This window comes from Pararhodobacter zhoushanensis, from assembly GCF_025949695.1.
In the GTDB taxonomy this organism is placed as follows: domain Bacteria; phylum Pseudomonadota; class Alphaproteobacteria; order Rhodobacterales; family Rhodobacteraceae; genus Pararhodobacter; species Pararhodobacter zhoushanensis_A.
The window spans coordinates 2709451-2732127 of record NZ_JAPDFL010000001.1 but is presented as its reverse complement, the minus strand read 5'-3'; the positions used below and the strand labels follow the sequence as shown (position 1 = coordinate 2732127).

General features: G+C 65.0%; 24 protein-coding genes. 11 read left to right on the top strand and 13 right to left on the bottom strand.

The window, feature by feature from the left end:
* The first annotated feature begins 63 nt into the window (after positions 1 to 63).
* Positions 64 to 1089, top strand: coding sequence for a patatin-like phospholipase family protein (locus OKW52_RS13710; protein WP_264506215.1), 1026 nt, complete (start codon positions 64 to 66; stop codon positions 1087 to 1089).
* Here OKW52_RS13710 and OKW52_RS13705 read toward each other — a convergent pair.
* From OKW52_RS13705 to OKW52_RS13665, 9 genes are all read right to left on the bottom strand, one after another.
* Positions 1086 to 1883, bottom strand: coding sequence for a DUF502 domain-containing protein (locus OKW52_RS13705; protein ID WP_319800472.1), 798 nt, complete (start codon positions 1881 to 1883; stop codon positions 1086 to 1088). The two genes, OKW52_RS13710 and OKW52_RS13705, sit on opposite strands and share 4 nt — an antisense overlap.
* A gap of 61 nt (positions 1884 to 1944) precedes the next feature.
* Positions 1945 to 2850 carry a pseudouridine-5'-phosphate glycosidase gene (locus tag OKW52_RS13700; RefSeq protein ID WP_264506214.1) on the bottom strand — a complete coding sequence of 302 codons (906 nt, stop codon included), beginning with the start codon at positions 2848 to 2850 and terminating at the stop codon, positions 1945 to 1947.
* A complete protein-coding gene (locus OKW52_RS13695; RefSeq protein ID WP_264506213.1) occupies positions 2847 to 3743 on the bottom strand; it encodes a PfkB family carbohydrate kinase in 897 nt (298 codons plus the stop codon). Before OKW52_RS13695 ends, OKW52_RS13700 begins: the two co-directional genes overlap by 4 nt.
* Complete coding sequence (locus OKW52_RS13690) at positions 3740 to 4369, bottom strand: class I SAM-dependent DNA methyltransferase (protein WP_264506212.1); 630 nt, start codon at positions 4367 to 4369, stop codon at positions 3740 to 3742. Before OKW52_RS13690 ends, OKW52_RS13695 begins: the two co-directional genes overlap by 4 nt.
* A gap of 39 nt (positions 4370 to 4408) precedes the next feature.
* Positions 4409 to 6478 carry a glycosyltransferase gene (locus tag OKW52_RS13685; RefSeq protein WP_264506211.1) on the bottom strand — a complete coding sequence of 690 codons (2070 nt, stop codon included), beginning with the start codon at positions 6476 to 6478 and terminating at the stop codon, positions 4409 to 4411.
* 2 nt (positions 6479 to 6480) lie between these two features.
* Positions 6481 to 7260 (bottom strand): sulfotransferase domain-containing protein, encoded by a 780-nt coding sequence (locus OKW52_RS13680; RefSeq protein ID WP_264506210.1) that lies wholly within the window; start codon positions 7258 to 7260, stop codon positions 6481 to 6483.
* Complete coding sequence (locus tag OKW52_RS13675) at positions 7257 to 8045, bottom strand: sulfotransferase family protein (protein ID WP_264506209.1); 789 nt, start codon at positions 8043 to 8045, stop codon at positions 7257 to 7259. The genes OKW52_RS13680 and OKW52_RS13675 overlap by 4 nt, the downstream gene beginning before the upstream one ends.
* A complete protein-coding gene (locus OKW52_RS13670; RefSeq protein ID WP_264506208.1) occupies positions 8042 to 8809 on the bottom strand; it encodes a hypothetical protein in 768 nt (255 codons plus the stop codon). Before OKW52_RS13670 ends, OKW52_RS13675 begins: the two co-directional genes overlap by 4 nt.
* Before the next feature lie 15 nt (positions 8810 to 8824).
* Positions 8825 to 10354: a glycosyltransferase family 2 protein gene (locus OKW52_RS13665; protein WP_264506207.1), complete on the bottom strand. Its 1530-nt coding sequence runs from the start codon at positions 10352 to 10354 to the stop codon at positions 8825 to 8827.
* Between the two features lie 288 nt (positions 10355 to 10642).
* Here OKW52_RS13665 and OKW52_RS13660 point away from each other — a divergent pair, with 288 nt between their 5' ends.
* From OKW52_RS13660 to OKW52_RS13630, 7 genes are all read left to right on the top strand, one after another.
* Entirely contained in the window at positions 10643 to 11827 is a 1185-nt protein-coding gene (locus tag OKW52_RS13660) for a trypsin-like serine peptidase (RefSeq protein ID WP_264506206.1), read from the top strand.
* A 234-nt stretch (positions 11828 to 12061) separates the two neighbouring features.
* Positions 12062 to 12721, top strand: coding sequence for a 50S ribosomal protein L21 (locus OKW52_RS13655; protein ID WP_264506205.1), 660 nt, complete (start codon positions 12062 to 12064; stop codon positions 12719 to 12721).
* A 5-nt stretch (positions 12722 to 12726) separates the two neighbouring features.
* On the top strand, positions 12727 to 12999 hold the full coding sequence (rpmA, locus tag OKW52_RS13650) for a 50S ribosomal protein L27 (RefSeq protein WP_264506204.1): 273 nt from the start codon (positions 12727 to 12729) through the stop codon (positions 12997 to 12999).
* A gap of 107 nt (positions 13000 to 13106) precedes the next feature.
* Entirely contained in the window at positions 13107 to 13664 is a 558-nt protein-coding gene (locus OKW52_RS13645; protein ID WP_264506203.1) for a GNAT family N-acetyltransferase, read from the top strand.
* 106 nt (positions 13665 to 13770) lie between these two features.
* Positions 13771 to 14808, top strand: a complete 1038-nt coding sequence (gene obgE / locus OKW52_RS13640) for a GTPase ObgE (protein ID WP_264506202.1) — start codon at positions 13771 to 13773, stop codon at positions 14806 to 14808.
* Complete coding sequence (gene proB / locus OKW52_RS13635) at positions 14796 to 15920, top strand: glutamate 5-kinase (RefSeq protein ID WP_264506201.1); 1125 nt, start codon at positions 14796 to 14798, stop codon at positions 15918 to 15920. Before obgE ends, proB begins: the two co-directional genes overlap by 13 nt.
* A 107-nt stretch (positions 15921 to 16027) precedes the next feature.
* The gene (locus OKW52_RS13630; protein WP_264506200.1) at positions 16028 to 17284 is read left to right on the top strand and encodes a glutamate-5-semialdehyde dehydrogenase; all 1257 of its coding nucleotides are present in this window, start codon (positions 16028 to 16030) and stop codon (positions 17282 to 17284) included.
* On the opposite strand, the gene OKW52_RS13625 is transcribed toward OKW52_RS13630, so the two are convergent.
* Complete coding sequence (locus OKW52_RS13625) at positions 17285 to 17851, bottom strand: histidine phosphotransferase family protein (protein ID WP_264506199.1); 567 nt, start codon at positions 17849 to 17851, stop codon at positions 17285 to 17287.
* A gap of 31 nt (positions 17852 to 17882) precedes the next feature.
* On the opposite strand from OKW52_RS13625, the gene OKW52_RS13620 reads away from it, so the two are divergent.
* The 3 genes from OKW52_RS13620 to OKW52_RS13610 all read left to right on the top strand — a co-directional run bounded on the left by OKW52_RS13620 (position 17883) and on the right by OKW52_RS13610 (position 19801).
* Entirely contained in the window at positions 17883 to 18056 is a 174-nt protein-coding gene (locus OKW52_RS13620) for a DUF3553 domain-containing protein (RefSeq protein ID WP_127109681.1), read from the top strand.
* Positions 18057 to 18147: 91 nt separating this feature from the next.
* The gene (locus OKW52_RS13615; protein WP_264506198.1) at positions 18148 to 18957 is read left to right on the top strand and encodes a GNAT family N-acetyltransferase; all 810 of its coding nucleotides are present in this window, start codon (positions 18148 to 18150) and stop codon (positions 18955 to 18957) included.
* A 64-nt stretch (positions 18958 to 19021) separates the two neighbouring features.
* On the top strand, positions 19022 to 19801 hold the full coding sequence (locus OKW52_RS13610) for a lysophospholipid acyltransferase family protein (RefSeq protein WP_264507707.1): 780 nt from the start codon (positions 19022 to 19024) through the stop codon (positions 19799 to 19801).
* Positions 19802 to 19819: 18 nt separating this feature from the next.
* Here OKW52_RS13610 and pgl read toward each other — a convergent pair whose 3' ends face one another.
* The 3 genes from pgl to OKW52_RS13595 form a co-directional block, all read right to left on the bottom strand.
* Positions 19820 to 20491 carry a 6-phosphogluconolactonase gene (pgl, locus tag OKW52_RS13605; RefSeq protein WP_264506197.1) on the bottom strand — a complete coding sequence of 224 codons (672 nt, stop codon included), beginning with the start codon at positions 20489 to 20491 and terminating at the stop codon, positions 19820 to 19822.
* Entirely contained in the window at positions 20491 to 21939 is a 1449-nt protein-coding gene (gene zwf, locus OKW52_RS13600) for a glucose-6-phosphate dehydrogenase (protein ID WP_264506196.1), read from the bottom strand. The genes pgl and zwf overlap by 1 nt, the downstream gene beginning before the upstream one ends.
* Before the next feature lie 97 nt (positions 21940 to 22036).
* Positions 22037 to 22621, bottom strand: coding sequence for an HNH endonuclease (locus OKW52_RS13595; protein WP_127109673.1), 585 nt, complete (start codon positions 22619 to 22621; stop codon positions 22037 to 22039).
* Positions 22622 to 22677: the final 56 nt, after the last annotated feature.

Sequence of the window (22677 nt, the reverse complement as noted above, 5' to 3'; positions counted from 1 at the left end):
CGGCGACCGGGTGATCCGCGCCCGCGTCGACTTGGCGGTTCTCTGAGACAGGATACCCCCCGCGTGACTCAAAAGACCCGGCGGATCAATCTGGCCCTACAGGGCGGCGGCGCGCATGGCGCGTTTACCTGGGGCGTTCTGGACCGCCTTCTGGATGAGGACTGGCTCGAGATCGCCGCGATTTCGGGCACGTCCGCCGGGGCGCTGAACGGCGCCGCGTTCAAGTCTGGCTATGGTGAGGGCGGCCGCGAAGGCGCCCGTGCCGCCCTGCGCAGCCTGTGGGAAGGCGTCAGTGGATTCGACAGTGTGCCGGGCAGCGATTGGCTCAAGCCGTTTCTGCCGGGCTTCGACTATGCCGCCAAGCTGACCGAGGCCTTCATGCCTGTCTCGCCAGCCGAGATCGCGTCGCAGATGGTCAGCCCCTATGACTGGGGCCCGTTCTGGCGCAACCCGCTGGAGCCGATGGTGATGGCTCTGGATATCGACCATGTGCAAGCCGCCGCAGGGCCGCGCCTGTTCGTGGCTGCGACCAATGTGCATGACGGCAAGGTACGGGTGTTCGGCGATGCCGAGGTAACGCGCGAGGCGATTCTGGCCTCCGCCTGCCTGCCCACGGTGGCGCAAGCGGTCGAGATTGACGGCCAATCCTATTGGGACGGCGGCTATTCGGCCAACCCGGCGCTGCATCCGCTTTATGCGCAGGATTTGCCCGACGACATCGTGATCGTGTCGCTGAACCCGCAGCATCGGCCCGAGGTGCCGGATTCAGCTCAGGAAATCATGAACCGGATCAACGAGATAAGCTTCAACGCCGCGCTGTTGCGCGACCTGCGGGCGATTGCTTTCGTCAAGCGTCTGCTCGCCGACGGTTCGATCAGGAAGGGCGCGATGAAGGATGTGCTGGTGCATATGATCGGGGACGAACCGCTCATGCAGAGCCTGTCGGCGCGCAGCAAGATGGCGCCGACGCCGACGCTGCTGGACACGCTGTTCGACGCGGGCCGGGTGGCTGCGGGCACGTTTCTGGATAAGCACGGCGACTGTATCGGCGAGCGCGGTTCGGTCGATCTGGTCGAGATGTTCAGTTAACCGACGACCGGCGGCTTGGGCAGATCCTTGCGCCGCCGGTTGCCATTCTGCACCGGGCGATCGGGGTCAGGGGCAACAAGGCCCGCCGAGATGATCAGCTTGGCGGCTTCCTCGATGGTCATGTCGAGGTATTTGACGTCGCTCTCGGGCACGAACAACAAGAAGCCCGAGGTCGGGTTCGGCGTGGTCGGCAAAAACACCGAGATCAGTTTCTCTCCGTCCAGCTTCTGCGCGATCTCTCCCTTGGTTTCGGTCGAGACAAAGGCGACGGCCCACAGACCGGGGCGCGGGTATTCAACCAGACAGGCGCGGTTGAACGACGTCGAGCTTTGCGAGAAGACGGTCTCGGCGATCTGCTTGAGCGCGTTGTAGACCGAGCGCACAACCGGCATGCGCGCGACGATATCCTCGCCCCAGCCGATCAGCGATTTCCCGATATACCCCTTGGCCAGCCAGCCGACGATCAGCGTGAACATCAGCGCGATGATCAGCCCAAGACCGGGAATATTGGGCAAATTCAGCTGTGTGAGCCGGTCGGGCAGGATGCCGTGCAACAGATCTGCCGGGATCAGCGGCATGACCTTGGAATCGACGAAATCGACCACCGCACGGATCATCCAGATCGTCAGCACAGCCGGGGCGACGATCACCAGCCCGGTCAGGAACGAGGCCCGCAGACCGGCAAAGAAACCGCGGCGATGCGGTCGGGGGTCGGCGACATGGGCGCACTGCCTGCTGGGATTAACTGTCGATTTACTTAGGGTGAGGCCTGAGCGCTTGCAAGGGGCGCTCAAGGGGCTCTGATCCCGGATCTAAAATGTCAGACAGAAATCGGGCGGAATCGCCGTCATAATGTCAGACTAATTCCGCCGCAATCTGTGCCGCCAGACGCGCATTGTTCAACACCAGCGCGATGTTGGCGTCCAGCGAACGGCCTTCGGTAGCGTCAAAGATCGCCGACAGCAGGAAGGGCGTGACCTCTTTTGCGCTGATCTTTTGTGCCTCGGCCTGCGCCAAAGCGGCCTCGACCACCGGCATCATAACGGCAAGGGGAATTTCCGCCTCGACCGGGATCGGGTTGGTGACCAACTGACCGCCCTTGATCCCCAGCGTGCCGCGCATCTTGTGCGCCGCGGCGATTTCCGCCGCGCTGTCCAGCCGCAAGGGCGCTTTCAGCCCCGAGGCGCGCGACCAGAAGGCGGGAAGGTCGTCTTGTCCCACCGCAATCACCGGCACACCCAGCGTTTCCAGCACTTCCAGCGTCTTGGGCAGATCAAGGATCGCCTTGGCCCCGGCCGCAACCACAGTCACCGGGGTCTGCGCCAGTTCCTGCAGATCAGCCGAGATATCAAAGCTCAGCTCGGCCCCGCGATGCACGCCGCCGATGCCGCCGGTGGCAAAGACACTGATCCCGGCCAGATGCGCGCAGATCATCGTCGCGGCGACGGTGGTCGCGCCGATACCGCCCGTTGCCACGCAAACCGCGAGGTCGGCGCGCGAGAGTTTCATCACATGCTCAGCCCGGCCCAGCCGGTCGAGCTGCGCGTCTTCCAGTCCGATCAGGATCTGGCCGTCCATCACCGCGATGGTGGCAGGAACAGCCCCGGCGGCGCGGATTTCCGCCTCGACCGCGCGGGCGGTTTCGACGTTCTGCGGGAAGGGCATGCCATGGGTGATGATCGTCGATTCCAGCGCGACGATGGGGCGGCCTTGGGCGCGCGCGTCGGCAACTTCAGCAGAATAGATCAGGGGCAGGGTCACGGTTGGAAATCCTCGAAGGCGACATAAGCGGCGGCGGCGGCCTGGGCGCGGGCAAGCGCCTCGTCGCGCGTGGCACCGCGGGTTTCAGCGAACAGATGCGCGGCCATGAACGTGTCCCCCGCACCGGTGATGCGGCGGGCCTGAACGGGGCGGGCCGCGTGGATAAGGACGGGTGCTGCGCGCGCAGCGTCGGCAGCAGGATGCGCGCCATCGGTGACCAGCGCGCGCGCAGCCCCGGCAGCGACCAGTGCCTCGGCAGCCTCGGCGGCGCTGGCGTGGGTATGGCCGGTGATCAGCCCGGCCTCTTGCCGGTTGACGTAGAGCGTGGCGCGCGGGTGGCGCATGACCGGGATCAGCCGCTCGGCCTTGCCGGGGCTGGCGGGCGCAATGCGCAGATCGGCGGCGGTGAACAGGGGCGAAGTGGCGATCTCGGTCAGCAGCTCGGCGGTCAGGTTGCCGTCCAGCGCGATGGGTCCGGCCCACGGGGCGGCAGGCGTGGCCAGCCGCCCGTCGGCCAGCGGCAGAAGGATCGCGTCACCGGCAGCTTCCAGCGAGTGAGCGTCGGCGATGGCGGCGATCAGCCCGGTCGCGTCCTCGATCGCCATGTAGCAATCGGTGGGCAGATCGGGGGTGCGCAGCGCGAACTCGGTCGCAACGCCCAGCGATTGCGCGGCGGCGATCAGCTCATCGCCTTCGCCATCCGTGCCCAGCGCGGTCAGCACCGCCGGGCGCAGGCCAAAGCGGGCCAGCGTCATGGCGATGTTCATGGCCACGCCGCCCGGAATGCGGGTGATGCGCCCGGCGACATCGCCGCGCGCGCGCAGGGAGGTGTCGGTGCGGCCGATGATGTCCCACAGGACCGAGCCGATGCAGAGGATGTCGGGTGAGGTCATGATTTCCGGAAGGTAACGATCAGGGCGGTATCGGTGGCATGCGCAGGGTCGCGTGCCTGCGCTGCCTGCCCGTAGATCGCAACCTCGGAGCGGTCAAGGTCGGTGATGGTGCCCAGCGCGCGAAACGCGGGGTCAAAGCCGAGATCATCCCAGACGGCAGCGTTGATCGAAAGGGCAAAAACGGCGCCCGGCAGGGCGGCGGCGATCAGGTTGGGCAGGGCCTCGGGGCCGACATGGCCGTGGGTGAAGGTGCCCGAGCTGACGATCCCGGTATAGCCGGACATGGGCAGGGGTTGGGTCACGTCGGCCTTGGTCAGCCTGCGGTAGAGGCCCTTGGATCCGGCCTGCGCCAACATGGCGTCGGACAGATCCAGCGCGTCGATCGCGCCCTCATGCCCCATTGCGCGCAGGGCGGCGGCCAGCAGCCCGGTGCCCGCGCCGACATCCAGCACCGGCCCGGCAAGCGGGCCTGCCCGCAAGAAGGCGGCGGCGGTTTCCGCGGGCAGGCGATAGTCCATGCCTGCCGCGAAGTCGGTGTCATAGCTCTGCGCCCAATCGGCATAGAGCCGCTGGCAATCCTCGGCACCGTTGAGGGCGTAGGCGTTGGAAAGGTCAGGGGGCTGCATGGGTCGATTGGGCCATGGCAAGGCCCGAGAGTCCACCCCTTAGCGCCAATGGCCCGGACCGCGCTTATGGGCAAAGGGCAGGTTGGTCGAGACACGGGCGTCGTACTCGGCTTGCGTCAGAAAGCGCAGGCCTGTGGTGGGCGTCTCGTGGGCGACATAGCTCAGTTGCGCAGGGCCGGTGTCCCACCACGCATAGGGCGTGTCGGTTTGGTGCAGCGTCTGCGCGATCCGCGTCTGCAGGCGGGTGAACAGCGCCAGTCCGGGGCGGGCGGCAAGGAAATTGTTGGCCAGCGTTCCATGACCCTCTTCAATGACCAGCACAGCGGCGGCCTGATCGAGCCAGGGCGCGACCGGTGCGCGCGGGTATTCGTCGAGATCGGTGAAAACCCCGCCCTCTTGCGCAATCAGCGCCACGCGGAACAGATCGGCACGGGTGGCGGGCTGGGTCAGCCGGTCGAACAGGGGGGCAAGGTCGGTGTGGTCAGCAAGCCACGCGCGGGCGGTTGCGGCGTCAAAAACGGTCTGCGCGAACTGCGTGCGCCACGCGCGCAGGCTGCGCTCCAGCGCCGGGCTGCGCGGCCCCTCCCAGTAATGCGCGATGGTCAGCGGGATCGGCGGGCCGGTGTCCGGTACGAACACGGGCGTGGCGCAGGCAAAAGCGCGCGCGGCCTGCGCGGGGCCGGGATGACCGGTGACGGCATCAGCAACGATGAGGTCGCGCAGATCGAACGAGGGCGTCTGGCCAAGCTGCGCTGTCTTCAGGGCGCGAAACCTGTCGAGATGCGCCTGCGCGGTAGCCGCATCACCCGACAGAAACGCGACACGGGCGGCGGTCAGACGCAGGCCCATGCGCGTGGGGCTTGTGGCCATCGCCGGGGCGAGCGCTGCCTGAGCCCGTGGGAAATCGCGGGCCGCGCTGGCGATTTCGGCGGCCCAATAGGCGTGATCGGCAGCGAGGGGCGCGGCGATTGGCACCGGGCCGAGCGCGGTGCGGGCGGCATCGAGCTGGCCCCGTCGCATCAGCGCCTCGGCCCGGCGCAGGCGCAGGCGGAACGCATCGTCTGGCAGCGCCGCAGGCGCGCGGTCCAGCGCGACCAAAGCCTGATCGGGCAAGCCCAACCGCAAGAACGCACCGGCGGCGGCACGAGGGTCGGGATGCGTGACAAGGTCATGGGCGAAGCTGTCCCAATCCTCGGTCAACTCACGGGCCATCAGGTGCAGGGTTTGCAGCATCGTGTTGCGCGGAAAGAGCCGCAGCGCAGCCTCGACCCCTGACCGCAAGGGTGCGTAGTCGGGCAAGGGATTGGCGGCGATTTCATCGGCAAGGCAGCGCAGATGCTGGACATGCCGCCGGGCAGGCCAGCGCCACGGGGCGTCAGGGTTGGGCAAACTGTCGAGCAGGGCGCGGGCCTGTGCCGTCGCCTCGGATTCCAGTGCCAGCCGGATGCGTTGCGCGGTCAGCTCGGGGTGATCGGGGCAACGCAAGGCAAAGCTGCCAAGCGCCGCGCGGGCTGCGTCGAAGTCGCGCTCTTGCGTCAGGGTTTCGATCAGCCACGCCCACAAGGGCGGATGCGCGGGAAGGGCGGCGTCTTCGAGCGTGGCGCGGCGGACAAGCGCCGCTGCCCCCTCACGCCGCCATGTTTGTAACAAGGACAGCTGCGTGCCGCGCGGGCCTGGGATCGGGTCGACAGTCGGATCGGCGGGCAGATCCGACAGGATGAGCAGCTCGGCGCGGCGGGTGCAGTCATCGGCATAACTGCCCGATGTCGGGTCCAGATCACTCAGCGTGTCGAGCGCCGCTTCGGGCTGCGCCTGTGTCCACAGCGTCCAGGCCAAGGTGCCAAACCGGCGGTTCTGGGCGCGAACAGCGGCAGCCAGCGGGCTGGTATCGCCTTCGATCTGGGCGATCAGCAGGCCGAGATCAATCGACCAAGGCCAGCGGGCCTGTGCGGCGCGCAAATCGACGGGCAGACCGAAACCCGCCAGCACGCGCAGCTCGGTCAGGGCCGGGCCGTAATCCAGCCCTGCAAGCCGCGCGCCAAACGCCTGTCCGGGCGCGGCAGGATCGTCAAGCGGCCCGGTCCAGAGCTGACGCGCAAGCGAGGCCATCCTCAGCCGTTCAACAGTTGCTCGCCCTCGGCGAAGCGCATGGTCAATTCGCTCTCACAGGCCTGCCGGACGCGCCATGTCAGGCCCTGCAGGAACATCAGCACGGAACGGTCCATCGGAAACTTCTCGGATTCCCAGACACGCCCGCCGTCAATCAGCCGGTCAACCCGGCGCTGCGACCCTTCATCCATCTCGTTGGTATCCAGACCCAGCGCGGCAAAGATCCGCGCCACGCTGGCGGCGCGGTCGTTATGGAAATCCTCGTAATTCAGCACCATCATATCGGGATAGTGCTTTTGCCACGCCCGCAGGTTTTGCAAGAAAGCGCCGTGCAGGGTGATCCGCGAATTGCGCACCAGCGTCAGGAACTCGTCATCGTGGTGCAGGGGTTCGGCATGGTCCTTGCCATAGCGCCAAAGCATATGCATCCGCAGCGCCGAAACGGCCCGCGCCATCGGATCGCGCAGGATATAGATCACCTTGGCCGTAGGGTTGAGCGCCTTGCACTCGGCGATGTGCTCGGCGGGCAGGAAAGCGTATTCCGGCGTGAAATCCATCGACAGCTTCGCCGGGTTCGGCGGCGTCACCAGCGTGCGATACCAGTCGACGCCGCGCTCGTGGTTCCAGTCCCAGAAATGCGCCTCTTTGTCGGTCGAGGTCAGCGGTCCGCTGCTGGGGAAGGAATGCGTCATCGGGTGCGAATTGAGCACCGAATGCAGCCAGCTGGTCGAGCCTTTCTGACAGCCGATGCACAGAATATCGGTGATGTTTTCACGCGTCATCGTGCGGCCTCCAGATAGGGGTTGGCCTCGGTGAAGGCAAAGCCGGTTTCGGCCTCGATCTCTGCGCGTGCGGTCCAGAGCGTCCCGCTAAGAAAGTTAACGCAATCGGCGTCGAGCGCATAGCGCGGGGTTGCCCAGACGTGACGCTGCGCGCGTTCGGAAAGGGCGGCGCGGGTTTCGTCGTCCAGCCCGTCCCAGTCCAGCCCGCAGTGGTCGTAGACCTGACGCAGACCGGCAAGCGGATCGGCCCCGAGCGCCTCGAAATTCAGCACCAGCATGTCAGGGTAGTACCGTCGCCACCGGGCGAGATTGGCGGCATAAGCGCCATGATCCCAGATCCGGGCCTTGCGACAGCGCTCGAGAAAGGTCTTGTCATAGGTCAGGCTGGCGGCGTCGGCTGCCGCGTGTTTGGTTGCCCAGACCGTGTGCATGCGCAGCGCCGAGATTGCCCGCGCGAGGGGATCGCGCAGGATGTAGATCACCTTTGCCTGGGGGTTCAGGTGCTTGCATTCGGTCAGCTGCGCCTCGTTGAGGAAGGCGTATTCCGGCGTGAAATCCAGACTGAGCAGCGCATCGTCCAAAGGGCGGGTGAGCACACGGTACCAGTCCCGCCCGCGCTTGTGGTTCCAGTCCCAGTAATGCGCTTCCTTGCTGGTCGAGGTGAGCGGGTCAAAGGCGGGAAAGGCCCAGGTTCCGGGATGGGCCGAGACGGCCTGATGCAGCCACGAGGTCATCGCGCGTTGTGCCCCGATGCATAGAATATCGACGGCATTGGTGCGGGTCATTCTGTATCCTTGTCTTCAGCGAGATCGGCGGGTAGCCGCCAGCGTTGCGCATACGCCGCGCGGTGTCTGGCCAGCGCCTCGGCATCTTTCGCGGCGCGGGCTGCTTCGATCGCCCTGCGGCGGCGAAACGGGTTGTCGCCCGATGCGACAGCGGTTTCATAGCATTGCAGCGCCAGAGCGGCATCCTTGCCGCGCAGGCACAGATCGCCCAGCATGCGCAAGGCATAGCCCGTGCCGCCGCCGTTCTTGGGTTTGCGAAACGCAGGATCTGCAAGCTGTGCATTCAGCAAGGGCAGCAGCGCGCGGGCCACTCGGCTGCCGCGGCTCAGCTGGTTGAAATCGAGGATCGGCAGGATCACCGTCGGCAAGCGGGCCGCCTCGGGGGGCAGGGTGCCAGCAGCGCGGCGCAAACCGGCTTCGAACCGGGCGGCAGCCATATCGGCAACCTGCCAGGCGCGCAGAAAGTCGAGATACAGAAACAACCGGATCGGATTGCCCAGATCCGAGGCTTTGGGCCAACTGGTCACGTCGGCCAGCACAAAGGGCGTCAACAGCGGATCCGCGGCCAACGCCTCGGCCGTTGCCCGCAACGCGGTCAGATCGCGCTTGGCATCGGGCATATGATCGACGAGCGTGCCGTCATCCCCCAGCGTGGCCACGCAGCGGAACCGCGCGCGACGATGGGCATCGTCGTCGCTGCGCGCGAACAGGTCGATGCCTGCCTCGCCGCGAAGGGCGAAGTCGGGCAAGGCGTCGTCAAACATGGGCACACCGATGCTTCACAGCAGACTGACCACCAGATCGTGCAGGATCAGCCGAAAATCACTGGCTTGGCGCGGCAACGCAACCGAGAATTTGCACCGCGCGTCGCGTTCGAACGCCTCGACGGGAAAATCGCGCACCACACGGACCGAGCCACCGGGCGGGCACGAGTGGACATGGCCGACCTCAAGCGCCTGCGACACGCGCCCGCGACGGTCGCGCTGGGTGACTGACAGCGCGGTTTCGAACAGATAGCCGGTCGGATGGCTGACGATCAGTTCGCAGCGCAGCCCGTGGCCGCGTTTGACAAGCCCGTCCAGCGACAGCTCCAGCGCGGCCCAGTCATGCGTGCAGGGGATCTGAACGACCATGCGGTTCTGTGCCTGCGAGGCATGCATCATCAGCCCCGGTTGCGCATCGGCCATCGACAGCGAGAGCCGCGACAGGAACGGCGTATCCACGCCCAGACCAAAGCCCGCGTCCTGCGCGCCCAGTTCGGTCCAAAGCGACCAGACCTGCGCCTCGGGTGGGGTCGCGGCCTCGGGCACCGCCGCCACGCCGCCGACCCGCGCATCGAGCGCTTCGAGGCGGGCCTTCAGCGTCGCGGTCTCGCCGTTGATCTTGTGCCACAGCCCGCTGGTCTCATCGTTCAGCTCTTTGATGATGGTGGCCGCCGTGGCCCGCAACAAGGCACCGGCGCGTTCGCTGGTCGATGCGCCGTCGCCTTCGTCATCAGGCAGGGAATTGAGCGGGATCTTGGCCAGATCCGAAAACAGCCGCCAGTCATAGGACGGGTTGTCCAGCGTGTTGAGCACGATGCTTTGCTGTGTGTCGCCTTTGCGCCGGGTGCGCCGGTGGTGAAAGGCCAGCTTCTGATCAAGGATCGCCACCCGCCAGCGTTGCAGGAAGAGCGTCATGAAGGCGCGGTCTTCCATCACGTTGAACGCCGACGGGAACCCGCCCGCCGCCAGTACAGCCTGACGGTTGAGCATCCATTGCACCGGGTAAAGGTCATGCCGATAGGTGGCATAGGCGATGGGGTTCAGAAAGAAATCCGTGCGCCGGAACGCGTGCGACAGCTCATCCTCGCCCAGGGTGATCAGGGTTTCCGTTCCGTCGAGCGTTACCAGATCCTCGCGCACCGCCGTGACCAGCGCCGCCACGCCGCCCAGATCAGGGGCCAGCGGCAGGGTGCGGTCATGCAGGTCGAGCAGAGCCTCCAGAAAGCCCGGTGCCCAGGTGTCGTCGTCGTCCAGGCAGCACACAAACTCGGTGTCCAGCGTTTGCGCCCCGAGGTTGAAGGCATCAGACCGCCCGATTGACGCCGGCAAGTGCAACGCCTGCATTGCGTCGCTGGCGAACAAGGGCGCCAGGCCGTCGGCTGCAATCGCGGCCTCCAGCGCGGGCTGATCGCCGCCGTCGTTGACCAGCATGACGCGCCAGCCGGGATAGGTCTGATCCATCACGCTGCGCAGGGCGCGCGTGACAAAGCCTGGTCGATCCTTGGTGCGGATCACCACACCAACGCGAGGAGAAAGTGAGGACATACTGTGTTGAAACCGTTTGTCTGTACGGCGCGCGGCTGCGCTGCGCGATCACCCTAGTCCAAGCCTGATAAGCGTTCCATCCCGAAATAGACGTGGCATACCGACAGTTGCCGCACGGATCGATTCGCCTTACTCTGCCGTGATTAGGGTCGCGCATCTGGGGTGCGGCTGTGTTGATTTTGGGTGCCTTCGGGTGCTTGGTTCAGGGAGATTTCAGTGACGTCTGCACATACATCCTATTCCTTTTTCACTCGGAGCACGCTGGCAGTTGCTGCTGTGTGTGCGCTGATGTCCCAGCCCGCACTGGCACAGGTTCTGTCGCCGCCGATGGGGCCCTCGACCATGGGTGATGTCGATCTTGCCCAGATCATGGCGACGGCGATCCCGATGGAACAGATCTATGAGGGCAGCGGCCCCATGGCGACGGCTCGGGCCGTGCCGCCGGCCGCTGACATGGGCTCGGGTGTGCCGCTTATCCGCCCGGGCACCGCCGGTCGCGCCGTGCGGGCCACGATCGACGAAAGCCTCTACCGCGAACTCAGCGAAAGCGCGCCGTCGGCGAACAGCAACGCGCCTGACACACAGGATTACGGGTCGGGCAATCGTGGCACGATCTACCATTATTCCGACGCGCTGCAGTATCCGGCACCGTATTTCGCCCCGCAGCGGTCGGTAGGAAAGCTGTATTTCATGAACGGCGGCTTGTGGTACACGTGCACGGCGACGCTGATTGACCGGGCAATCCTGCTGACGGCGGGGCACTGCGTCTACAACCCCGACCGGGGAGGCGAGGAGGGCTGGAACACCCAAGGTATCTTCTATCCGGGTTATTCGGGTGAAATGGGGGTCAGCCAGCGGTACGGATCGTGCGAGGTTCTGCGCTGGGGCACCACGACCCAATGGCGCAACGTCGCCAGCGAGTCAGAGGGACTGAACGGCGGCTACGACGTTGGCATGGCGTTATGCGGTCGCCTGACAGACGCACGGTGGACCTATGTCAACAACTCGCTGCCCGGCTTTCGGCTTGGGTATCTGCCGTTCTGCTATCTCAATTGCCGTCTGGACTATAACTTCCTGACGCAACTGGGGTATCCCGGCAACTATTATAACGGCGAGGAAATGACCGTTGGCCAACATCTCGAGGTCACCGGACAAACCATTCCGCTGTGGGGTCGGATCGGCCTTGATTACGTGTATGGATCGGGCATGGAAGGCGGGTCGAGCGGTGGGCCCCACATCCTGAACATGGGCGAAATCAGCGACTCGGCCCGGCAGGCCTCGCAAATGCCGTCGCGCAACGTGGTCATGGCTGTGACCTCGTGGGGCTATAGTGGCGGGGATATCAAGATCCAGGGTGCCTCGCCGCTGAGCGGCGTGAGCAATGCCAATAACTTCCTGGAACTGTTCAACCAGTTCTGCCGCCTGTCGCGGCGGACGCACGGCTCTTACACGTGCACGCCGCTTCCGACCTAAACCCGTCTTGCGCCACGGTCTGATGCGCTTTTCCGCGCGCGTCTGGGCCTCCGGCGCTTGACTTACTGCCCCTTAAGGCGGTAATGCCCACCCCGTGCCCCGTATCGGTCCAAAGGCCGACCGGGGCACGGTTCGTTTTCATACTCCCGAACGGGGGCGCAGTTCGAGGCGGCGAATGCCATCAACACCCGCAAGGGCGGCCACAGAACGCGGAAGCATAAGGAAAGACAGGACATGTTCGCAGTCCTCAAGACCGGCGGTAAACAGTATCGCGTCCAAGCGGGCGACGTGCTGCGCGTCGAACGTCTCGCGGCTGATGCCGGCGAGAAAATCCAGTTCAATGACATTCTGATGCTGGGCGGCGACTCGCCGGTCATCGGTGCGCCGCTCGTCGCGGGCGCTGCCGTGCAGGCCGAAGTCATCGACCAGATCAAGGGTGACAAGGTCATCCACTTCGTCAAGCGTCGCCGCAAGCACAGCTCGCAGCGTACCAAAGGCCACCGTCAGAAGCTGACGCTGGTCCGCGTGACGGACATCCTGGCCTCGGGCGCTGATGCGTCGGGCGTCAAGGCGGCTATCGGTTCGGGTTCGGTTTCGGGCGCATCGATGGCAGCAGCGGCTCCGGCTGTGGCAGGCGAGGTGTCGGGCACCCGTCCGGCAAACCTGCTGACCGAAGCCCGTGGCGGCAAAGCCGACGATCTGAAAAAGATCTCGGGCGTTGGCCCCAAGCTGGAAGGCCTGCTGCACCAGAACGGCGTGTTCCACTTCGACCAGATCGCTGCCTGGACCGAGTCGGAAATCGCGTACATGGATGACCAGCTGTCGTTCAAGGGCCGTATCGCCCGTGACAACTGGCTCGAACAGGCCGCCACGCTGGCCGCTGACAAGGAGTAACACCCATGGCACACAAAAAAGCAGGCGGTTCATCCCGCAACGGTCGCGACTCTGCTGGTCGCCGCCTTGGTGTGAAGATCTACGGCGGCCAAGTCTGCATCGCCGGCAACATCATCGTGCGCCAGCGCGGCACCAAGCACTTCGCTGGTACCGGCGTCGGCATGGGCCGTGATCACACTCTGTTCGCCACGACCGATGGTCGCGTCACCTTCACCAAAGGGTTCAAGGGGCGCAGCTTTGTGTCGATCGTTCCAGTGGTGAGTGAGGCTGCCGAGTAACGCAAAGGCTTTACATTTGCACGTTACACGGGGGCCGACAGAACGCTGTCGGCCCCCATTCTTTTGTCTGCCGTGCGTTTTTGTGGCAGAAGACCAGGACGATCCTTATGACGATCCGCTTCACCAAGACCCCCGCTGTCAGCCGGACTCAACCCAGCATCGAGGCAGATCATCTGATCCTGCGTCCGCTGGGCCGTCAGGATGCTGCCCTGTTGCACATCTATACCAGCGACCGACGGGTGGCCGAGGGAACGCGTTCGATTCCGCATCCGCTGACGGCGGCGGCCACGCAGGCGTATATCGACGCCGCAGTGGCCGAGGACCGGGACGAGGATGTCTGGGCGATTGACGGCAGACCGCAGGGTGCGCCGTCGTTTCTGGGGGTTGTGTCGCTCAAGTCGCTGGATCGCAACCAGAGCCAGATCGGCTATTGGGTCGCGCCTGATTTCTGGCATGCCGGTATTGCCTCGTCGGCAGTCAAGGCGCTGCTGGACACCAATCCGCACCGCAACAAAACGGTCTTCGCCGAGGTATTCCAGGACAATCCTGTGTCTGCCCGGGTGCTGACCAATGCCGGGTTTGACTATATCGGCGATGCCGAGGCGCACTCGCTGGCGCGCCACGCCACCGTGCCAACCTGGACCTATCTGCGCAAGCTGGCCTGACCGGCCCCTGTCGCGCCCTTCCTCCGGCCCGCGCCTCATGCGCGGGCCTTGATCCTCTGCGTGCGAACGGCTATCGCCTGACAGTGCGCCACCCCGGGACACTGCCATGAAATTCCTCGATCTCGCCAAAGTCACCATTCGCTCGGGTTCGGGCGGCGGCGGTTGCGTCAGCTTCCGTCGCGAGAAGTTCATCGAATACGGCGGGCCGGATGGCGGCGATGGCGGCACCGGTGGCGATGTGTGGGTCGAATGCGTGCCCGCGCTGAACACGCTGATCGATTTCCGCTATCAGCAGCATTTCTTTGCCGAGAATGGCCGCCCGGGCATGGGCAAACAGCGCACCGGCAAGGATGGCGATGACATCATCCTCAAAGTGCCCGCCGGGACCGAGATTCTGGAAGAGGACGGCGAAACCGTCGTTGCCGACCTGACCACCATCGGCCAGCGCATCATGCTGGCAAAGGGCGGCAATGGCGGTTGGGGCAACCTGCGCTTCAAATCCTCGACCAACCAGTCGCCGCGCAAGGGCAATCCGGGGCAGGACGGGGTCGAGCGTATCCTGTGGCTGCGCCTGAAGCTGATCGCCGACGCCGGTCTGGCCGGTCTGCCCAATGCCGGAAAGTCGACCTTCCTTGCCGCGACCTCGAACGCGCGGCCCAAGATTGCCGATTATCCCTTCACCACGCTGCACCCCAATCTGGGCGTCGTCGGCATCGACCAGCGCGAATTCGTGCTGGCCGATATCCCCGGCCTGATCGAGGGCGCCAGCGAGGGCAGGGGGCTGGGCGACCAGTTTCTGGGCCATATCGAGCGGTGCGCGGTGCTGTTGCAACTGGTTGATGGAACGGCGGAAGACGTTGCCGAGGATTTCCGCATCATCGACCACGAGCTGAAGAATTACAGCGAGATCGTCCACCAGAAAGCCCGCGTCGTCGGGCTGAACAAATCGGATGCGCTGACCGACGAAGAGATCGCCGAGAAGCGCGCGGCACTGGAAGTGGCCAGCGGCGGGCGGGTCTATGTGCTGTCGGCAGCGACCGGCAAGGGCACGACCGAAGTGTTGCGCGCGCTGTGGACCGAGATCACTGCGCAACGGGCGGAGGCCGCGCGCGAAGACGAGGATGACGCGCCGTGGCAACCCTGACCGACACGCGGCTCTCGCTGACACAGGCACGGCGGCTGGTCATCAAGATCGGCTCGGCGCTGCTGGTGGATGCGGCGTCGGGACAGCTGAAATCGGACTGGCTGGCCGCGCTGGCGTTGGACGTGGCTGCAGCCAAGGCGCGCGGGGCCGATGTTGTGCTGGTCTCGTCCGGCTCGATCGCGCTGGGGCGCCGGGTGCTGGGCCTGCCTGTGGGCGACTTGCCGCTGGAGCAGTCACAGGCCGCTGCGGCTGTCGGTCAGATCCGTCTGGCGCGCGCCTATGAAGAGGTCTTGCAGCCCCACGGCATTACCACCGCGCAGGTGCTGGTGACGCTGGAGGATACCGAAGACCGCCGCCGGTACCTGAACACCCGCGCGACGATGGAAACGCTGCTCGGCTTGGGCGTGGTGCCCATCGTCAACGAGAATGACACAGTCGCGACGGATGAAATCCGCTACGGCGACAACGACCGCCTTGCCGCGCAGATCGCCATCACCATCGGCGCGGATCAGCTGGCGCTGTTGTCGGACGTCGATGGACTCTACACTGGCAATCCGCATACCGATCCGACAGCGCGTCGGCTCGCGTTCGTCGATGACATCACGCCCGAGATCGAGGCGATGGCGGGCGATCCCGTGTCGGGCCTGTCCAAGGGCGGGATGAAAACCAAGGTCATGGCCGCGCGCACCGCGACGCATGGTGGCTGCGCGATGGTGATCGCGGCGGGCAGCCCGTTGCGGCCGCTCAGTGCCATCGAGGACGGCGCGAATTGCACGTGGTTCGCCGCGCTGGGTGATCCGCAAGCCGCCCGCAAACGCTGGATCGCAGCGATGAAACCGCGCGGTGTGCTGATGATCGACGCAGGCGCCGCTCAGGCGCTGGGACAGGGGAAATCCCTGCTGCCCGCAGGAGTCACGGAGGTGGTTGGCCAATTTGGCCGCGGCGAACCAGTGGCGATTCAGGGGCCTGCGGGTGCTCTGGGGCTGGGTCTGGTCCGCTATACGGCGGATGAGGCCCGCAAGATCAAAGGTAAGCGGTCGGATGCGATTGCGCAGGTGTTGGGCTATTCGGGCCGGGCTGCGCTGGTCCATCGCGATGATATGGTGTTGTGAGAGGAAAGCCGGGGGGCTGCTCGCCCCCGGACCCCCTCGCCGAGGGGGAGCACGCTCCCCCTCTGGACACCCCCGTGGATATTTGGGGACAGATGAGGGTGAGACGGATGAGCGATATCGCGGTGATGATGGAAGACATCGGCAGGCAGGCGCGCGACGCCTCGGCCGAGTTGGGCTTTGCCAGTGCCGAGGCCAAGACGGCCGCGCTGCTGGCGGCGGCAGACGCGGTGGCCGATAGCGTCCCGGCGATTCTGGCAGCGAATGCCAAGGACATGGCGTTTGGTCGCGACAAGGGCCTGAGCCCGGCGATGCTGGACCGGCTGGAACTGGACGACGCGCGGATCGCGTCGATCGTGGCGGGGTTGCGGGCGGTGGCGGCGCAGGATGACCCGGTCGGGGCGGTGCTGGCGGAATGGGACATGCCTTCGGGCCTGCATATCCGCCGGGTGCGCACGCCTTTGGGTGTCATCGGCGTGATCTATGAGAGCCGCCCGAACGTGACCGCCGACGCCGCCGCGCTGTGCCTGAAATCGGGCAATGCGGTGATCCTGCGCGGCGGCAGCGAGAGCTATCATTCCTCGATGACACTGCTGGGGTGCATGGTGGCGGGGCTGAAGGCTGCCGGTCTGCCCGAGGCCGCGATCCAGATGGTGCCGACCCGCGACCGCGAGGCCGTGGCCGAGATGCTGCGGATGGTGAAATACATCGACGTGATCGTGCCGCGCGGTGGCAAGGGGCTGGTCGGGCTGGTGCAGGCCGAGGCACGCGTGCCGGTTTTCGCGCATCTTGAAGGCATCTGCCACGTCTACGCCGACGGCGACGCCGATCTGGCCAAGGCGCGCCGCGTGGTGCTGAACGCCAAGACCCGGCGCACGGGGATCTGTGGCTCGGCCGAGACGCTGCTGATTGATCGCAGCTTCTACGCCCGGCACGGCGCGGTGCTGATCGAGGATCTGCTCAAGGCCGGGGTCGAAGTGCGGACAGAGGGTGAGTTGCTGACGGTCAAAGGCACGGTGAAAGCCACGCCCGAGGATTTTGGCCGCGAGTTTCTGGACATGATCATCGCCGCCAAGCTGGTCGATGGCGTGGACGGGGCCATTGCGCATATCCGCAAACACGGCAGCCAGCACACGGAATCGATCCTGACCGAGAACCAGACCACGGCGGATCGTTTTTTCGCCCGGCTGGACAGCGCGATCCTGATGCAGAATGCCTCAACCCAGTTTGCCGATGGCGGCGAATTCGGCATGGGGGCAGAGATCGGCATCGCGACCGGCAAGATGCACGCACGTGGGCCGGTCGGGGCCGAGCAATTGACCAGCTTCAAGTATCTGGTCACCGGCGACGGTACGATCCGGCCCTGACTACAGCCGAAGCGTCACCTGGGTCTCGTCCCGTTCGATCTCGACGGGACCCAGCGTGACCAGCAGTCCGAAATGCACCGATTTGGCAGAAAGCTCGGCCGGGATCTCCCCTTGACCGAGCGGATCCCACAACGCGGCATCGAGGGTCAGGCGCGGGGACGTGGCGACAACGCCGCCCGGCTCGACCACGATCTCACCACCGTAGGGCAGGGCGCTGTCAGCACACAGGGCAGCCAAGGTCAGGCGCTTGGCCAGCAGGCGGGGCACTGGCGCTGTGAAGGCGCTGCGCAGCGTGATGCGGCCCTGTATCGCAATGCCGTCCAGCGCCTGTGTCAGTTCGGCAGCGCGAACCTCTTGCCCGTCTTGCGCGACGCCAAAGGCGAGGCGAAACAGTTGCACCCGCGCCTGCGCCGCCTTGGCGGCCTGTTCGATCAGATCCAGCTCGGGCGAGTCGAGTTGCATCATCCGCATCAGCTCGACCCCGTTGCCGATCGCGCCGAGAGGGCTTACGAGATCATGGCAAAGCCGCGAGCTGACCAAGGCTGCAAGATCGCGCACCTCGGGCATCACTGTGCCCCCGGCAGAAAGGGAAGACCCGATGTCTCAGTTGCTTGAACCCGGTATGTTCGTCCGCCATCCCACCCAGCCGGACTGGGGACTGGGGCAGGTGCAGTCCGTCGTTGGCCCGCGCGTGACGGTAAACTTTGAGGAAGCGGGCAAGGTGGTGGTGGATACACGGGTAATTGACCTTGAATGGATGCCGGGCCAGTGATCCCGCATCGGGCAGGCAGACCCTGCCAAAAGGGTAGGGCGCAACTTGCGGCTGTGTCAATTGCCCGCCTCTTTGCTGAAGCGAGACAGCGATGAACGACGCACGCACCACCTCTGCGACGCACAAAGAACAGGCCTATGAAGTGCGGCTGGCCCGTGATGACGCTGATCTGCTGGGCGCTCAGCGTCTGCGCTATGATGTGTTCGTCGACGAGTTGGGCGCGGTCTGCGCAGGCGCTGATCACGCGCGGCGTCTGGAAAGGGATGCGCTGGACCCCTATTTCGACCATCTGCTTCTGGTGGACCGCTCGATCGATCCGACGACGCTGGCGCATGTGGTGGGCGTCTACCGGCTGATGCCGCAAGAACGCGCGCGGGAACTGGGGCGGTTCTATTCGGATGCCGAATATGACCTGGCGCCGTTGCGCGCCTCGGGCCGCAAACTGGTCGAACTGGGGCGCAGCTGCGTCCATCCCGCGCATCGGCGGGGGCCGGTCATGCTGCTGCTTTGGAACGGCGTGGCGGAATATGTGCTGGAACGCGGGATCGAAATCCTGTTCGGCGTGGCCTCTTTCCACGGGACAGACCCCGCCGGGCATGCCGAAGCGCTGAGCTATCTGCATGCACACCATCTGGCGCCAGATGCCTTGCGCGTCGCCGTGCGGCCCGGCGTGCACGCCCAGCGGATGGATCTGCTGGACCCGGACACGGTGGACCGCGCGCGCGCGACGGCGGCGATTCCGCCTTTGATCCGCGCCTATCTGCGGCTGGGTGGTTTCGTCGGCGAGGGTGCCTATATCGACACCGACTTCAACACCACCGACGTCTGTCTGATCATGGACACGTCCCGCATGTCCGAGAGAGCCGTTGACTTCTACGCCCGCAAAACGCCCCGCCGCTGAGCTGACCTGGGTCTCGCCAGAAGGCGAGCCGCCCGCGGTCCGCATCGGCCCGTTGGGCTGGCTGATGCTGGCGTGGCGGGTGCCGCTGTTGGTGGCGGTCGTGTTCGGCGGGTTGGCCGTGCATTTGCTGCTGCGGCTCATCGAGCGGCCGTTCTTTGGCCTGCGCCGCCCGGTGACGCCTTTTGTGACGCAGGGCGTCTGCAAAGCCGCGCTCTTGGTGCTGGGGATCGGGCTGAAGGTCGCGGGAAAGCGCATGCAAGAGCGTGGCGCTGTGGTCGCCAACCATGCAGGATGGTTGGATATTTTCACGCTGAACGCGCCGCAGCGTATCTACTTTGTCGCCAAGCATGAAGTCGCGCGCTGGCCGGCGATCGGCTGGCTTGCGCGGGCAACGGGGACGGTATTCATCCGCCGCGATGCGCGCGATGCCCGCTTGCAGAAGATGGTCTTCGAGGCACGGCTGCGTGCGGGGCATCATCTGTGCTTCTTCCCCGAAGGAACCAGCTCGGACGGCGCACGGGTTTTACCTTTCAAACCAACGCTCTTTGCGGCGTTCTTCACAGAAGAGCTGATCGACTTTCTATCGGTTCAGCCCGTTTCGCTGGTCTATATCGGTCCCAATAACCGCGATCCGCGGTTCTACGGTTGGTGGGGCGATCTGTCGTTCTTTGGGCATCTGCTGCGCGTGGCGGCCCAGCCCCGGCAAGGGCGGGTCGAGGTGGTGTTCCATCCGCCGGTCAAGGTCTCGGATTTTCCCAATCGCAAAGACCTGGCCCGCCATTGCGAGGCTGCTGTAAAATCTGCGCTGGTCCAGCGGTTGCCCGACGGGGTGATGCGCGATTAAACCTTTTCAGACAAGGACTTACGGCGCCCAGTGAACCGTGGCGTTGTGCAGCAGCGCGGCAATCGGCGCGTCCATCGGTGACAATTTCTGCGCCTGTTCCAGTGCCGCGCGCTTCTCGGCACCGGTAATCAGCACATGCAGGGCAAAGGCGTCTTTCAACACCCGCGCGCTGAGCGTGACACGCGGCTCGGGCGCGCCGGGTGCGGTGATCGGCAGCACCGAGGGCGCATGGGCCGCCAGCGCCGCCTCAAGGTTGTTGGCTCCCGGAAACAGCGAGGCCGTGTGCATGTCCGCGCCCATTCCGACCAAAGCCACATCGACCGGCAGCAGGGCGTCGAGTGTGTCGGCGATCTCGGCCGCGCCTTCCTCGGGGGTGGGCACATCGCGCCACAGCGAGATCAGCCGCGCCGCCGAGGCCTTGCCGCGCATCAGCCGCGCACGGATCTGGCCTGCGTTCGAGCGGGGGTGATCCTCGGGGAGCCAGCGCTCGTCGCCGGGCACAATATCGACACGGTCCCAGTCCAGATCGACGGCGGCCAGCATGTCAAACACCGGTCCCGGCGTGTTGCCCCCCGGCACCGCAAACAGTGCCCGGTCGCGCCGCACCAATGCCTCGCGCAGATCGCGCGATAATTGTCGGGCCAGCGACAACATCATCATGTCGCTGTCGGAATATTCGATAAAGTCCATCAACGGATCTCGCGCCAGCTTCTACCATCCAGATGGATCAACTTAAGCGCCTCATCGGGTCCCGACGACCCCGGATCGTAGGGTTTTGGCGTATCAGCCGTTTTTTGCCACGCGGCAATGATCGGATCGGTCCAGGCCCAGGCCGCCTCGACCTCGTCGCCACGCATGAACAGCGTCTGGTTGCCGCGAATGACATCCATGATCAGGCGCTCATAAGCATCGGGAATATGCATGTCTTCGCCCAATGCGTCGGCAAAGGACATGTCCAGCGCCACATCCTTCAGACGCATCCCACCGGGGCCGGGTTCCTTGATCATCACCTTCAGCGTCATGCCTTCATCGGGCTGCAGGCGGATGACCAGAATATTGGCCTTCCACGGCGCATCCTCGCCAAAGATCGAATGCGGCGGGTCGCGGAAGGTGACGGCGATCTCGGACGTGCGGGCGCGCAGGCGTTTGCCGGTGCGCAGGTAAAAGGGCGTGCCCTTCCAGCGCCAGTTGGAAATCCCGACCTTGAGCGCGATATAGCTTTCGGTGTTCGAATCCGGTGTCTCGACTTCCTCCGCATAGGAGGCCGTGTCGGCACCGCCGCCATATTGCCCACGCACCACCTGACGCGGCTCGACCGGATCCAAGGCATGGATAACCTTGAGCTTTTCGTCGCGCACGGCGTCAGGCTCGAAACTGTAGGGCGGTTCCATCGCGATGAGGCAAAGAAGTTGCATCATATGGTTTTGCACCATATCGCGCATCGCGCCGGATTTGTCGTAATAGGCCCCGCGACCGCCGACGCCGACGGTTTCGGCCACCGTGATCTGGACGTGGTCAACGAAGCGGGCGTTCCACAGCGGCTCGAACAGGATGTTGGCGAAGCGCACCGCCATCAGGTTCTGCACGGTCTCTTTGCCCAGATAGTGGTCGATCCGGTAGATCTGCGTTTCGTTGAAATGCGCCGCCAGCGTCTGGTTCAGCGCACGCGCGGTTTCCAGATCGTTGCCGAAGGGCTTTTCGACCACGATCCGGGTTTCCGGCGTCACCAGACCAAAGCGGCCAAGGCCGGTGGCCAGCGGACCAAACAGCGACGGGCCGACCGAGAAATAGAACGCCCGCACGACGTCATCGCGCAAACGGCCTGACAGATCGCTCCAGCCGTCATCCCCCAGCGCGTCGATGGTGATGTAATCGAGCCGCTCGAAGAATTCGGCGCGCAGGGCGGCATCGGGGGCCGAAGCGCCGAGGAACTCGTCAAAAGCCTCGGACACCATGGTGTGGAAGTCTTCGCGCGAAAGCTCGGTACGGGCGGCACCAATGATGCGGCCTTCGGGGGGCATTTGCCCCTCGGCATAGCGACGGCAGAGGGCAGGCAAAATCTTGCGCCGGGCAAGATCGCCGGTGGCACCGAAAATGACCAGATCGAAAGGCTCGACGGGTATGACGCGGGCGACCATGTCGGCTCCTGCGGATGTTAGCGTTAACTACGGGTGCAGATAGAGGTGTCTGGCGGCAAAGTCCAGCCTCTTGCCCGCGAGTCAAGCGCAGCGGGTCTCAGGCGTCAAGCTCGGTGTCCCAATAGAGATAATCCGCCCAGCTTTCATGCAAGTGGTTGGGCGGAAAGCGGCGGCCGCGCTCGATCAGCTCGGACGCCATGGGGCGACGCGGCGTGCGCTGCAGCTTGAGGCCCGAGTTGCGCAGGGTTTTGGAGCCTTTGCTCAGGTTGCAGGGCGCGCAGGCGGCGACGACATTTTCCCAGCTAGTGATGCCGCCATGGGCGCGGGGCACAACATGGTCAAAGGTCAGATCGTGACGCGAACCGCAATACTGGCAGACGAATTCATCGCGCAAGAAAAGATTAAAGCGCGTGAAGGCCACGCGCTTTCGGGGTTTGACGTAGTCTTTCAGCACCACGACCGAGGGTATTCGCATCTCCATGCGCTGCGAGTGCACGGTCTGCTCATACTCGGCGGCGATGGTCACGCGGTCCATCCAGACAGCCTTGACCGCCTCTTGCCACGGCCACAGCGACAGAGGGTAGTACGAAAGGGGTCTATAATCCGCATTCAGCACCAAAGCCGGGAACTGCTTGAGTGCCGCTGGCTCATGCACAAACGCTTGTCTGAAATCGCCGTCCATCTTTACGTCTCTCCCGTCCGGGACCCGTCGAGGCTGCCGATGCCCCGACTATATCC

What these genes read in the sequence shown, in the direction of transcription:
- OKW52_RS13695 (WP_264506213.1), bottom strand. Translation starts at nt 3,743, where the DNA reads ATGACCTCACCCGACATCCTCTGCATCGGCTCGGTCCTGTGGGACATC.
- OKW52_RS13690 (WP_264506212.1), bottom strand. Translation starts at nt 4,369, where the DNA reads ATGCAGCCCCCTGACCTTTCCAACGCCTACGCCCTCAACGGTGCCGAG.
- OKW52_RS13685 (WP_264506211.1), bottom strand. Translation starts at nt 6,478, where the DNA reads ATGGCCTCGCTTGCGCGTCAGCTCTGGACCGGGCCGCTTGACGATCCT.
- OKW52_RS13680 (WP_264506210.1), bottom strand. Translation starts at nt 7,260, where the DNA reads ATGACGCGTGAAAACATCACCGATATTCTGTGCATCGGCTGTCAGAAA.
- OKW52_RS13675 (WP_264506209.1), bottom strand. Translation starts at nt 8,045, where the DNA reads ATGACCCGCACCAATGCCGTCGATATTCTATGCATCGGGGCACAACGC.
- OKW52_RS13670 (WP_264506208.1), bottom strand. Translation starts at nt 8,809, where the DNA reads ATGTTTGACGACGCCTTGCCCGACTTCGCCCTTCGCGGCGAGGCAGGC.
- OKW52_RS13665 (WP_264506207.1), bottom strand. Translation starts at nt 10,354, where the DNA reads ATGTCCTCACTTTCTCCTCGCGTTGGTGTGGTGATCCGCACCAAGGAT.
- OKW52_RS13660 (WP_264506206.1), top strand. Translation starts at nt 10,643, where the DNA reads ATGTCCCAGCCCGCACTGGCACAGGTTCTGTCGCCGCCGATGGGGCCC.
- OKW52_RS13655 (WP_264506205.1), top strand. Translation starts at nt 12,062, where the DNA reads ATGTTCGCAGTCCTCAAGACCGGCGGTAAACAGTATCGCGTCCAAGCG.
- rpmA (WP_264506204.1), top strand. Translation starts at nt 12,727, where the DNA reads ATGGCACACAAAAAAGCAGGCGGTTCATCCCGCAACGGTCGCGACTCT.
- OKW52_RS13645 (WP_264506203.1), top strand. Translation starts at nt 13,107, where the DNA reads ATGACGATCCGCTTCACCAAGACCCCCGCTGTCAGCCGGACTCAACCC.
- obgE (WP_264506202.1), top strand. Translation starts at nt 13,771, where the DNA reads ATGAAATTCCTCGATCTCGCCAAAGTCACCATTCGCTCGGGTTCGGGC.
- OKW52_RS13630 (WP_264506200.1), top strand. Translation starts at nt 16,028, where the DNA reads ATGAGCGATATCGCGGTGATGATGGAAGACATCGGCAGGCAGGCGCGC.
- OKW52_RS13625 (WP_264506199.1), bottom strand. Translation starts at nt 17,851, where the DNA reads ATGCCCGAGGTGCGCGATCTTGCAGCCTTGGTCAGCTCGCGGCTTTGC.
- OKW52_RS13620 (WP_127109681.1), top strand. Translation starts at nt 17,883, where the DNA reads ATGTCTCAGTTGCTTGAACCCGGTATGTTCGTCCGCCATCCCACCCAG.
- OKW52_RS13615 (WP_264506198.1), top strand. Translation starts at nt 18,148, where the DNA reads ATGAACGACGCACGCACCACCTCTGCGACGCACAAAGAACAGGCCTAT.
- OKW52_RS13610 (WP_264507707.1), top strand. Translation starts at nt 19,022, where the DNA reads ATGCTGGCGTGGCGGGTGCCGCTGTTGGTGGCGGTCGTGTTCGGCGGG.
- pgl (WP_264506197.1), bottom strand. Translation starts at nt 20,491, where the DNA reads ATGGACTTTATCGAATATTCCGACAGCGACATGATGATGTTGTCGCTG.
- zwf (WP_264506196.1), bottom strand. Translation starts at nt 21,939, where the DNA reads ATGGTCGCCCGCGTCATACCCGTCGAGCCTTTCGATCTGGTCATTTTC.
- OKW52_RS13595 (WP_127109673.1), bottom strand. Translation starts at nt 22,621, where the DNA reads ATGGACGGCGATTTCAGACAAGCGTTTGTGCATGAGCCAGCGGCACTC.